The organism is Pseudoalteromonas sp. ESRF-bin5, assembly GCF_002632075.1.
Lineage (GTDB): Bacteria > Pseudomonadota > Gammaproteobacteria > Enterobacterales > Alteromonadaceae > Pseudoalteromonas > Pseudoalteromonas marina.
Genome location: NZ_NTLW01000190.1, coordinates 1 through 11,731, shown reverse-complemented (window position 1 = coordinate 11,731; position 11,731 = coordinate 1). Strand labels below are relative to the sequence as shown.

Below are 11,731 nucleotides of genomic sequence, written 5' to 3'. Positions count from 1 at the left end.
CTTATAGTTCGACCAAGCCACTTAATTTAAAAGTAACTGACTATTATATTAAGTGGAATATGCTTCTGTTGGTTACGAATATTGAATGACGAACATCCAATGTTTTTAACAAGACGTTCGAGCCAACAGAGCACCTCGATTTCAAAACGCATACTCAGGGATTGCCGACCAAGACTATCTATAAGACCTGCGAGAAACGAGATTTAAGCACATTCCGTCCTTAACTTTAACCGTAGGCGCTATAAAATGAAAGCATATAACGTTGATAATTTTGCTGCACTCATTGGCATTGATTGGGCCGATAAAAAACATGATATTTGTGAGCATCCAACAAGCACTAATAAATATCATTACACCGTTGTTAAACACAGACCTGAAGCGTTGCATGAATGGGCTATGGATATTAAACAGCGTTATCCAGACCAGAAAATAGCGATTGTTTGCGAACTTAAAAAAGGCCCGCTTATTTATGCATTAGCTAAATACGACCACCTTACTTTATTCACCGTTAATCCTTGTGCTGTTGCTAAATATCGCCAGGCTTTTACGCCCAGTGGCGCAAAAGATGACCCATCAGATGCCTTTCTGCAAGTTGAAATTCTTAAGTTACACATGGATAAGCTCTCTGTCATTGAGCCCGAGTCAGCAGCTATGCGAACGCTGTCTCAGCTTGTTGAATATCGCCGAAGTTTAGTGCAAGACAGTGTCGATTTATCCAATAAAATAACGGCGACATTAAAGAATTATTACCCGCAGGCACTTGAATGGTTTAAAGAAAAGGACACGTATATATTCTGCGACTTCATTCAGAAATGGCCATCACTCACTGCGGTTAAAAAAGCAAGAAAACAGACCTTACTCGACTTTTTTGAGAGTCATAATTCACACTATTGCACGGTTAATAATGCACGACTAGACAGTATTAAAAATGCGATGCCATTAACTCTGGACGAAGGAGTAATTGTACCTAATCAAATGCTCGTTGAAGTGCTTATCACGCAATTTAAAGTGTTATTAAAGGGCATTGAAAAGCTCGATAAAGCAATAAAATCGGCTTATAAAGCCCAGCAGGATAAAAAGATATTTGATAGCTTACCCGGCGCAGGTCCACAACTCGCCCCACGTTTACTTGTTGCTTTTGGGAGTAATCGTGCGCGTTACAATGATGCTGCAGAACTTCAAAAGTACGCTGGTATAGCGCCTGTTATTGAGCGCAGTGGTCAAAAAATGTGGACGCATTGGCGTTATAGTTGCCCCACTTTTTTAAGGCAAACATTTGTAGAATGGGCAGGCTTTTCTATTCGTTATTCATTTTGGGCTAAAGCGTATTATGAGCAACAAAAAGCCAAGGGTAAGCCGCATAACAGCATTATTAGATCACTGGCATTTAAATGGATAAGGATTGTATTTAGGTGTTGGAAAACGAATACACCCTACGATGAATCGACGTATTTAGCAGCATTGAAACGCAGAGGCTCACCACTTTTAAAATTTGCAATTAATAGCTAAATTTTACTAGTCGTCCACCTCAGGGCGTGTTGTTATATTTATGTCACTTTAATACTTTATCTAAGTAAGGTTCGATTTCAGCACTTTCATCATTAGCGGTCTTTATCCCAAGAATGAGTATGGAAAGAGCAAACCAGCCAATAGCGAAACCAAAATTAAAAAGTATTAAGAAGACTAAAGCTGGTATTCCGCACCAAAGAAACATAATTAGCAACCGGCGAGAAATATTTATAGGTTTGTCTTCTCTGAATTGTTTAACTGCGCTATTTACGATCTCTATTTTTTCACTTTGCTTGAGACCTTTTAATCTTTTGTCATCATATAAATTAAAATAAAACATTAAACCTCCTTGTAAATATAACGCTCCGCATAAATGGCGGATAACAGTTGGCTAAACTTAGCGAAGAATGAGCGCCAGCCAACTGTTAGGCGTCCATTTTAATGCGTTTGTTAGGAGTGCCTACTCCTGATATCTAGAGATAGCGAGTTTTTTAGCTTTCTCAACTGCTACAACACCACTATCTAAAAGGATTTTACCTAATATTTCATCGCTTCTTTGAGAAGCCATGTTTGAATATTTATTCCCAATTTTTTGCGCGACATAACACCATGCATAAGCTTCTTGTAAGTCTAGTATTGGTTTTTCAGTTGATAATGAAACACACAAACCAAACGGAGCGAATTCGTATTTAAATTTCGCTGACTCTAGTAGGAACTCAAGTCCCAAATTAGGATCAAATTCCTTTCTGTCTTCTTTAAATAGCTCTGTACCGATCACGAACAATTGCTCTGGCGTATATTTGCTTTTATCTTCTGCAAATACGGTACCTGACATTAGCAACGATAGTAAAAAAATATGCAGCCTCATCAGCACTCCTAACGCCCCTATTAAACGGCACAGACTTGTGGCCTACACTTTGTGAGGCACGAACAATGGCCGCGAGTATGGGGCCGGTTGAATGGATTGTTATGTTTTACTTTACTCTAAAGTTATTTAGCATTTTATAAAAGTCCTCTTGATATTCATAAAAGCTAGAATCTAACTTACCCAGTTCATCAATTTTCTTGTCTTCTTCAATTTCCAATTCCATTTGTCTATCAGTGCGAGTTAGAGGTAGTGAACCAGAAAAAGCAATATCGATAGCCTGTTTAAGCAATTTTGCTGTCTCGGTAGCGCCTATTTTATTCAATGAATCCAAAGCCAACCCTGCATTATCACCTGCGGAATTCCAAAAATATTGATGAAACCCTCCGTTGCTTACTTCAGCTTCCAACCACCAAATAGCAAATATGGCCTTTTCTTTTTCACTCAAACCATCGATGCCAACAAGTTGATATTTCAACTCAACGGAATCGTAAGACTCTGGATATTTTTCAGCCAATGCAACACCTGATATAAAAAGGAAAACAATAAAAATTTTACTCATAATTACTCGTAAAACATAACAATTTAATCAAAGGACACTTTCCCCATATTTGCGTAAAAAGGTCCTTATTTTATGAGTTTCTATTATTAGCAAATAGTGTAACTTATTGCCAGATATAAATATTATTCTTAATGTAGGTTATTTAAGCATGTAGAAAAAAGGAAAGTTTCCTCTTATTATTCCCAAACTAGCGCTCACCTTGGTAAAGGTTGCTTTGCATTGTGAATTCATCGTTGCCTTTTAGGCCAACCCTCGGGTTTTTATCTGATTTTTAAGCTTAGATTTTGTCGCATTTATAGTGTTTTTCTAGCTTGCTCAATACATTCAAATTTTTTACTTGTAATGCTTTTTATGTTTTGTTCACCACCGCATTCAATGGCAGCCATTTTTTTGTGATTATATACATTATAGGTTTGTGCTAAAGCACCTGCTGATAATGCAACCGCTGCAATAACGACTAATTTTTTTATCGTTTTATTCATATTTAATCCTTTATGCTGCTGCACTTTATTGAGACTTTTGCAGTTAAGGCATTCAGCTTTTTATGAAATATTGAATGAGTAGTAAATAAGTTAACAGCCATTAAGCTGGCTTAAAACCCTAAATTTGTAACAGTGTATGTGTGCTAAACTATTTTTGATTATTAGCGCTTAGCGAGTTTTTATTTGTTAAGCATAAAAAAGCCTAAAAGCGGCAGTTCGCTTTTAGGCTTAATATTTATTGCTGCTATTTTATTCAATAACAGGTATGTTGCATTTATTATGCGTTGGCAATCATAATGCTCTTAATATTCACAAATTCGCGCATACCAAAGCCACCATGCTCTCGGCCGTAGCCACTTTCTTTAACACCACCAAACGGCAGGTTAGGCTGTGCAAGGCCGTAACCGTTAATGTTGATCATACCGGTGTCAAAGTGCTTTTTAGCCAGTTCAATGGCTTTTTTCTCATCCTTTGAAAAAATACCACCGCCTAAACCATAGCGAGAGTCGTTGGCAATGCGCATAGCATCGTCGTTGTCTTTTGCTTTAATAAGTGAAGCGACAGGGCCAAATAATTCGTCGTCGTATGCAGGCATGCCCGGCGATAAGTTATCGAGAATTGTAGGCGGGTAGTAGTAACCCGTTTGCGATGGAATTTCACCACCCGTTACAATATTTGCACCTGCTTTAACCGATTGCATGACTTGGTCATGAATACCGTCGCGTAAATCTTCACGTGCCATTGGGCCAAGGTCTGTGTCATCGGCCATGGGGTCACCCATTTTAAGGGCTTCAAATTGTTCTTTAATTTGTGCTTTAAAGTCATCGTAAAGTGACTCAACCACAACAAAACGTTTTGCTGATACACAGGTTTCACCGTTATTGATCATACGTCCTGTTACACAGGTTTTAACGGCAAGTTCTAAATCGGCATCATCCAGTACTAAGTAGGCATCGTTACTGCCAAGCTCCAGTACTGTTTTTTTAACGTGTTTACCGGCTTCTTCGGCTACTTTTTTACCCGTACCATCACTGCCTGTAAAGGTTACACCGCTAATTGCTTTGTGGGCAATTAGGCTGCTTGCTGTTTTACCATCAATAAGTAAATTGCTAAAGCAATGCTCCGGGAAACCGGCTTGTTTAAATAGGGCTTCGATTTTTTCAGCCATGCCAAAAACGTTACCTGCGTGCTTAAGCACGGTCGTGTTACCGGCCATAATGTTAGCTACGCTGTAGCGAATAACTTGATAAAGCGGGAAGTTCCAAGGTTGAATGCCTAATAAAACGCCCGTAGGTTGGTAACTAATAATGGCGCGGCCACCGTCCATGTCTCGTTCTTCGTCCGCTAAAACTTGTGGGCCGTTTTCAGCTGTATAACGACAAATTCCGGCACATAGTTCAACTTCTTGAAAGCCTTGCTCATACACTTTACCCATTTCTTCGGTCATTAATTTAGCAATGGCTTCTTTTTGTTCTTCAAAAAGTGTTGCGAGGGCATTTAAATGTTTTGCGCGTTCGCTAAATGACGTTAAACGCCACTTTAAATATGTTTCGTGAGATTTTTCGATTACTTGCTCTGCCTCATGTTGAGAAAGTAGCGTGTAGGTATCGATGGTTTGCTCAGTTGCCGGATTAATCGTTTTAACTGTATTGCTCATTCCTATCTCCTTACAATTTATGTAAGCAGATAGGTGCAAATCAAAGGCCAATATAATCGCAGGAATGGTTTTGTTTTAACTTGTTGATTGTTATTGGCTATTTTATTTTTAAAGTCTTGTTTTACTTTTTTAATTTATAATTTTGTAAATTAGATAAAGTAAAAAGTACTGGTCAGTGCAAAATTTACAAACTGATTAATAAATTATACTTGGCTTTAAAATAGCGTTTGTACAATTTGTTTGAGCAGGTAGGTTTCTCGTAAAATAGAAAGGCCTTGTTTTTCACTATTGGCTAATGTGCGTTCGTTATGTGCAATTGCATCGTTTATATCAACCCACTTTGCGGTCATGCCATTTTGCTGTTCGTAGTGCTCTAATTTTGCTTTGCCAAATTCATCGGCAATATTACACACGTAGCAATACGATTTAATATGAATAATATCAAAGTCGTTTTTATACCAAGGGCGATACTCTTCGTAGAGACCAAAATCTTTAACCACAGTAATATTTTTAGCGCCGGTTTCTTCGCTCAACTCGCGAATTAAGCCTTGTTCAACGCTTTCACCCTCATCTACACCACCGCCAGGTAGGCTATAATCTTCATAACGATTTGTGTACATAAGTAATATTTTATTGTTTTTTATTACAATGGCACGAGCGGTAATACGTGTGAAATGAGTGCCTTGGTTTATATTAATGCCAGAGTGGATTAAGGTTTTTAATTGCTGCATTTCATCTCCTTTTATTAACATACGAGTATATCAGCTGTATAAGTATTACTTGCAAATAAAAATTGTTTTTATTGTGATCGTTATGCTTTCAGCTTACGTAAATAGAGGGTTGATATAATAGGACAATAAATCATTTAAGTTATTCTAAAAGATTAGCTCAATACGTACCTTTAAATTAGTTCTTAGGATGCGTAGAATAAAAAAAAAGAACAGGGATTTATCATGTTAAACATACTTTTAGTAGATGATGACGTTGAATTTAGTGACGTTGTTTGCCACATAGTCGAATTCCTCGGCCACAATATAAGCACCGCAACCAGTTTAAAAGAAGCACACCAATGGTTTGAAAATAATACCTTTGATCATGTGTTACTTGATTTCATGTTACCTGATGGAAGCGGACTTCATTTGCTTGACCATTTAAAAATAATTGGCCAGTCTCCAAAAATTACACTCATATCGGGCCACCCTTCAGTGAAGGGAATATTGGCTGATATGTGTGAGCCTAATATTGGGCACCTTCTAAAACCCCTTCAACGCGAAGATTTAGAGCTTGTTTTAAATGGCCCTAAAAAAGTAGCCGTTAAAAAGGCAAAAACCAGTGGTATTACGCGTCATTTTGGCAGCTTAATTGGCGAGTCAGAGCCAATGCACAAACTGTACAATATGATTGAGCGAGTAGCCAAAACAAATGCCAATGTCATGTTAATGGGCGAAAGTGGCGCAGGTAAAGAAGTTGTGGCTCAGGCAATACACAATGCAAGCCAGTGCGAAGGCCCATTAGTGGCTAGTAACTGTGGTGCACTTTCGAAAGAGCTGATTGGCAGTGAATTATTTGGCCATGAAAAAGGCGCATTTACAGGTGCAATTGCGCGTAAAGAAGGGGTATTTGAGCAATCAAACGACGGTACTTTGTTTTTAGATGAAGTAACCGAAATGCCAATTGATATGCAGCCTAATTTATTACGAGTTCTTGAGACTAAAAAAGTAACGCGTGTAGGGGGCAATAAAGAAATTCCAACCAATTGTCGAGTAATCTCTGCAACTAACCGAACGTTAGAAGAATTGGCTCAGAACAACGTTATTCGTGAAGATATTTACTTTAGGCTCGCAGTGTTTCCTATTGATATACCGCCTTTAAGAGATCGAAAAGACGATATTCCATTGTTAGCAAAAGCATTTTTAGATCAGCTAAACGATGAGAATGGCACCGCATTTAGTTGGACTGCTGCACAGCTTAAAGAGCTGCAAAGTTATGAGTGGCCGGGCAATGTGCGTGAAATTCGCCATGCTATTCACCGTGCCTTTATCATGAGTGACCCTAAATCAGGCGAAGTGACACTGCCAGATAATCTAGAGTCGCCATTTTCACGTGTAAATAATCAAAGTGCTGATAACGCAGTGTCGGCTGGACAAACCATAGAAGAAGTTGAAAAAGAGCTCATTCATGCAACGCTCGACAAGGTGCAAGGGAATAAAACACTTGCTGCACAAATGCTAGGAATTAGCACTAAAACACTTTATAACCGCCTTAATGCTTACGGTGGTATTGGCGAGTATAAATAAGTTGAGAGGTAACATGACACAGAACAATCAACCGGAGCCGCTTAATAAATTAGTTCATGACGCAAGAGCCCCTTTAAATCGTATTTCAATGAATGCTGAACTAATTAAGTTAGTACTTGAAAACGATATGCCAAAAGAAAAGGCACTCGAGGCACTAAATAAAATTATTAGCAATTGCCAACAATGCAGTGAAAGCTTACAAAAAATTGTTGATTCACAATGATGAAAGCGTGTTTTATGCGCAAACAGGAAACTAAATAAGCATGCAAAAACAACAAGGTAAAGCGAATGTTACGTGGGCGGCTTTTATAGTTGTGGTGTTATCTATTATTGTGGGTAATGCTTTTTTGGCATTAAATACAATTCAAGGGTTAACCCAAACACAAAAAAGCTTAGACAACACTAGCATGCTAAGTTCGGCAATAGAGCAATTGCATTTATCTATTGTACAGGCTGAGTCTGGGCAGCGTGGCTATTTATTAACGGAAGAAGATGATTACCTTACACCTTACTTCGATGCAATTGGCCAGTTAGAAGCACAAACAGACCATGTTAAATCACTGCATTCGGAAATTGATGGTCAGTCTGAACGAATAGCCCAGCTGCTTGTTTTAGTACAAAGTAAAATTAAAGAGCTTAAAAAAACAGTTAACTTAGCGCTTGATGATAAAGAGCGCCGTGCTTTAGCTATTTTAAATACCCACGACGGCCGAGAGCTTTACAAGCAAATTCGTGAACGCGTAAATGATATTCAAGACCGTGAATTACTGTTTAAAGTGAGCCATTTTTCAAAGCTTGCTCAAATCAAAAACGAGGCCAAAATTACGTTTGCGATTACCGCGATTACTAGTGCAATACTGATTATAGGCATGTTTGTAATGACACGCTTAAACCTCAGAAATGCCGCTCAATATCGATTTGATCTTGAGAAACAAAACGAAACATTGGCTAGTAAAGTATCTGAACGCACGCAAGAGCTAACCTTGTATTCAGACGAATTAAGCAGAAGTAACCGGGAGTTGGAAGAGTTTGCTTTTGTGGCAAGCCATGATTTGCAGGAACCTCTTCGTAAAATTCAAGCATTTAGTGACCGGTTAGAAACCATGTTCAAAGATGATTTAGGCGAAAAAGGCTTAGATTATATTGGCCGTATGAAAAACGCCGCACAGCGAATGTCGAACTTAATTAACGACTTGTTAGAGTTTTCGCGTGTTACTACGCGTGGTAAAGACTTTGATGATACTAACTTAAATGAAGTAGTTGACGATATTCTTAGCGACTTAGAGATTGCAATAAAAGAGTCAGATGCACAAATTGAAGTGGCAGAGTTGCCTGTTATTCAAGCAGATAAAAGCCAAATGCAGCAACTTTTTTTAAACTTACTCTCGAATGCGGTTAAGTTTAGACGCCAAGATGTGAGTCCGCATATAAAAATTAGTTACGAACATGAGGCTATTTTTAATGAAGATCACAATGCAGAATTAAGCTTTCAAGTAATTACCATAAAGGATAATGGCATAGGGTTCTCTCAAGACTATGCTGATAAAATATTTGTACCGTTTCAGCGTTTGCATGGTCGCTCACAATATAAAGGGACAGGTATTGGTCTTTCTGTGTGCAGACGGATTGTAGAGCGCCATGGCGGTACTATTACAGCTCAAAGTAAAGACGGTGAAGGTGCAACCTTCATTATAAAACTACCAGTGGAAGCTGCGCTTTTCACCTTGCAAGGAGAGGCTTAAATGCCCTACACAAAAGTTAAACCAATTACTATTTTAATGGCTGACGACGACGAAGATGATCGTTTATTAACGCAAGATGCACTTGCTGAAAGCCGAGTACTTAACGAGCTGCACTTTGTAGAAGATGGTGTTGAGTTACTTGAGTATTTGGAGCGCAAAGGAAAGTTTGCTGATAAAGAAGTATCGCCGCGTCCTGGGCTAATTTTACTTGATTTGAACATGCCAAGAATGGATGGCCGCGAGGCGTTAGAGGCGATTAAAGCAAACCCAAATTTAAAAGGGATTCCAGTTGTTATTTTAACCACATCGAAACAAGAAGAAGATATGGTTAAAGGGTATAACTTAGGTGCAGCTTCATACATTACTAAGCCTGTTACTTTTGATGGCTTAGTTGATTTGATGAAAACCCTTGGGAAATATTGGGTTGAGTTTGTAGAGTTGCCAAGTACGTTTAACGATTAATGGAGATTGTATGTTAGATAAAGTGACTCAGTTGCTACTTGTAGAAGACGATGAAGATGATTACATACTCACCTGCGACTATTTGGAGCAATTAGACTCACATACGTTTAACGTTCAATGGGTAAGCTCTCCAGAGCAAGCAATAGAAACGCTAAGTAAAAACGAACACGACATTTGTTTGCTTGATTACCGCCTTGGGGCATCTAATGGGCTCGATGTTTTAAAAGAAGCGATAGCTAATGGCTTTAGCGGGCCTATTATTATGCTTACTGGGCAATCGGATGATGAACTAGATTCTGCGGCACTTGACGCTGGAGCTGTTGATTACTTGATTAAAGGAGAAATGAGCTCAAGCCGTTTTGCCCGTGCAATTCGTTACGCCCTTGCCCGAAAAGATGTAGAGGGGGAGCGCGTAGAGCGCTTAAAAGCGGAAGCTGAAAACCGCTCAAAAGACCGTTTTTTAGCACATTTAAGCCACGAGTTACGTACACCGCTTTCATCAATTTTAGGTTACACAGAATTGTTAATGCAAAGCGACTTTAGTCAACAAGCCGAAAACGAGTTAGGGGTTATTTACCGAAATGGTAAACACTTACTTAGCCTGCTTAATGACGTATTAGACTTATCAAAAATAGCCGCAGATAAACTAGAGCTCACACCCAGTGAAGTAAACCTCGATAGCATGCTTGCAGATGTATACACGCTAATGCGTGTATCGGTGCTTGATAAAGGGTTAGCACTTAAGTTTGAATCAGACCAAGCGCTCCCGCTAGTTGCCCGCCTTGATGCGACGCGTGTTCGTCAAATACTAATAAATTTAATTAATAACGCCGTTAAGTTTACAGATAAAGGCGAGATAGTTGTTAAGGCTTGGACGCAGCATGTTGACGGCACAGAGATGCTCTTTTTTAGTATTAAAGATTCAGGAATGGGGATTGCACCTGAAAAGCAGCAACTTATTTTTAAACCATTTGAACAAATAGCCGATGTAGAGTCGCGTTCAGTTGGCGGTGCAGGTTTGGGCTTGGCAATATGTGCCGAGCTATTGTCTCGTATGCAAGGTAATATAAGTTTGCATTCAGAAATAGGCAAAGGGTCGACCTTTACTATTTCGGTATACCCAGGTGACATAAGTGATGTTGAGCGACAAGTGCTCAACTTTAGCAGTGCCCCACAGTTACAAAGTAAATTAACACCCAGTAAAGTCCACGGGCGAGTACTGGTCGTTGATGACTTGCGCGATTTACGAATGCTGGTAGGGCATATGATCAGTAGCTGCGGCGCGCGAGTAGACTATGCAGAGCATGGCCAGCAAGCGCTTGAAAAAGTGCGTATAGCCGACGCCTATAAAGCGCCATACGATATTATTTTTATTGATATTCATATGCCAATAATGGGTGGTAAAGAAGCAACCATTGAGCTTAGAAAAATGGGCTACAAAGGGCCAATAATTGCGCTTACAGCTGCCACAATGAAAGGAATACATGAAGAGCTTGCAGCACTAGGTTTTAATGACGTAATACCAAAACCAGTTGACAGCAGTGCGTTATATCAATGCCTTCAGGATTACTTAGTTTCGCCTGAAAATGCGCCTCAGGCAAAAGATATTCAAGTTAAAGCGCTAAGTGAAAAAAGGCAGCGCTTTTTATTGGTAGAAGATGATGACGATGCTGCACAAATAACCCAGTTGCTTTTAGAAAGCTTAGGAGTAGAGACGGTAATAGCGTCAAGCTGTGCGCAGTGTTTGCAAATACTTAACCACGATCAGCAATTTGATAAAGTATTGTTAGATATGCATTTACCAGATGGCAGCGGAATTGACTTAGGTGAGCAGGTTAACGAGCGATACCCTGAGTTGCGATTAGTTATTGTGAGTGGTGCGGAACCTGATCCAAAAGAGATAAAAGATTTAAATATTGATCGTGTTTTATTAAAACCTATTAATTTAGGCTTATTAGAAACACTTATAAGTTAAAGCGTGAGGTTTAAATTATATGCAGTTTATAACACTAGACTCTGAAAGATTAACGCCTTCAAAAGTCGTCTGCGTTGGCAGGAATTATACAGCCCACATTGCAGAGTTAAATAACGAAACTCCCGATGAAATGGTGTTATTTAATAAACCTAACAGCGCAATTACACACACTCTAAGAGC

Annotated in this window: 13 protein-coding genes; 7 read left to right on the top strand and 6 right to left on the bottom strand. The window is 39.1% G+C overall.

The window, feature by feature from the left end; genetic code table 11:
- Nucleotides 1-246: 246 nt before the first annotated feature.
- The gene (locus BCG07_RS11600) at nucleotides 247-1,509 is read left to right on the top strand and encodes an IS110 family RNA-guided transposase (protein ID WP_243531257.1); all 1,263 of its coding nucleotides are present in this window, start codon (nucleotides 247-249) and stop codon (nucleotides 1,507-1,509) included.
- A 43-nt stretch (nucleotides 1,510-1,552) separates the two neighbouring features.
- Here the strand turns inward: BCG07_RS11600 and BCG07_RS11595 are convergent, their stop codons facing one another.
- From BCG07_RS11595 to BCG07_RS11570, 6 genes are all read right to left on the bottom strand, one after another.
- A complete protein-coding gene (locus BCG07_RS11595; RefSeq protein ID WP_243531549.1) occupies nucleotides 1,553-1,849 on the bottom strand; it encodes a hypothetical protein in 297 nt (98 codons plus the stop codon).
- A gap of 120 nt (nucleotides 1,850-1,969) precedes the next feature.
- On the bottom strand, nucleotides 1,970-2,377 hold the full coding sequence (locus BCG07_RS11590; protein WP_277053568.1) for a hypothetical protein: 408 nt from the start codon (nucleotides 2,375-2,377) through the stop codon (nucleotides 1,970-1,972).
- Between the two features lie 106 nt (nucleotides 2,378-2,483).
- A complete protein-coding gene (locus BCG07_RS11585; RefSeq protein ID WP_243531545.1) occupies nucleotides 2,484-2,936 on the bottom strand; it encodes a DMP19 family protein in 453 nt (150 codons plus the stop codon).
- A 293-nt stretch (nucleotides 2,937-3,229) separates the two neighbouring features.
- Entirely contained in the window at nucleotides 3,230-3,418 is a 189-nt protein-coding gene (locus tag BCG07_RS11580; protein ID WP_243531544.1) for a hypothetical protein, read from the bottom strand.
- Between the two features lie 277 nt (nucleotides 3,419-3,695).
- Entirely contained in the window at nucleotides 3,696-5,075 is a 1,380-nt protein-coding gene (locus BCG07_RS11575) for an NAD-dependent succinate-semialdehyde dehydrogenase (RefSeq protein ID WP_008126503.1), read from the bottom strand.
- 215 nt (nucleotides 5,076-5,290) lie between these two features.
- Nucleotides 5,291-5,806, bottom strand: coding sequence for an NUDIX hydrolase (locus BCG07_RS11570; protein WP_243531542.1), 516 nt, complete (start codon nucleotides 5,804-5,806; stop codon nucleotides 5,291-5,293).
- A 222-nt stretch (nucleotides 5,807-6,028) separates the two neighbouring features.
- Between BCG07_RS11570 and BCG07_RS11565 the strand changes: the two genes are divergently transcribed.
- From BCG07_RS11565 to BCG07_RS11540, 6 genes are all read left to right on the top strand, one after another.
- Nucleotides 6,029-7,372 carry a sigma-54-dependent transcriptional regulator gene (locus BCG07_RS11565; RefSeq protein ID WP_243531539.1) on the top strand — a complete coding sequence of 448 codons (1,344 nt, stop codon included), beginning with the start codon at nucleotides 6,029-6,031 and terminating at the stop codon, nucleotides 7,370-7,372.
- Between the two features lie 13 nt (nucleotides 7,373-7,385).
- The gene (locus tag BCG07_RS11560) at nucleotides 7,386-7,595 is read left to right on the top strand and encodes a hypothetical protein (RefSeq protein ID WP_006793673.1); all 210 of its coding nucleotides are present in this window, start codon (nucleotides 7,386-7,388) and stop codon (nucleotides 7,593-7,595) included.
- Nucleotides 7,596-7,629: 34 nt separating this feature from the next.
- Nucleotides 7,630-9,114: a sensor histidine kinase gene (locus BCG07_RS11555; protein ID WP_243533724.1), complete on the top strand. Its 1,485-nt coding sequence runs from the start codon at nucleotides 7,630-7,632 to the stop codon at nucleotides 9,112-9,114.
- Complete coding sequence (locus BCG07_RS11550) at nucleotides 9,115-9,576, top strand: response regulator (RefSeq protein ID WP_008126515.1); 462 nt, start codon at nucleotides 9,115-9,117, stop codon at nucleotides 9,574-9,576.
- Between the two features lie 10 nt (nucleotides 9,577-9,586).
- Nucleotides 9,587-11,551, top strand: coding sequence for a response regulator (locus BCG07_RS11545; protein WP_058430250.1), 1,965 nt, complete (start codon nucleotides 9,587-9,589; stop codon nucleotides 11,549-11,551).
- A 19-nt stretch (nucleotides 11,552-11,570) separates the two neighbouring features.
- Nucleotides 11,571-11,731 (top strand): fumarylacetoacetate hydrolase family protein (locus tag BCG07_RS11540; RefSeq protein ID WP_502694068.1); only part of this gene is annotated, 161 nt, incomplete at its 3' end.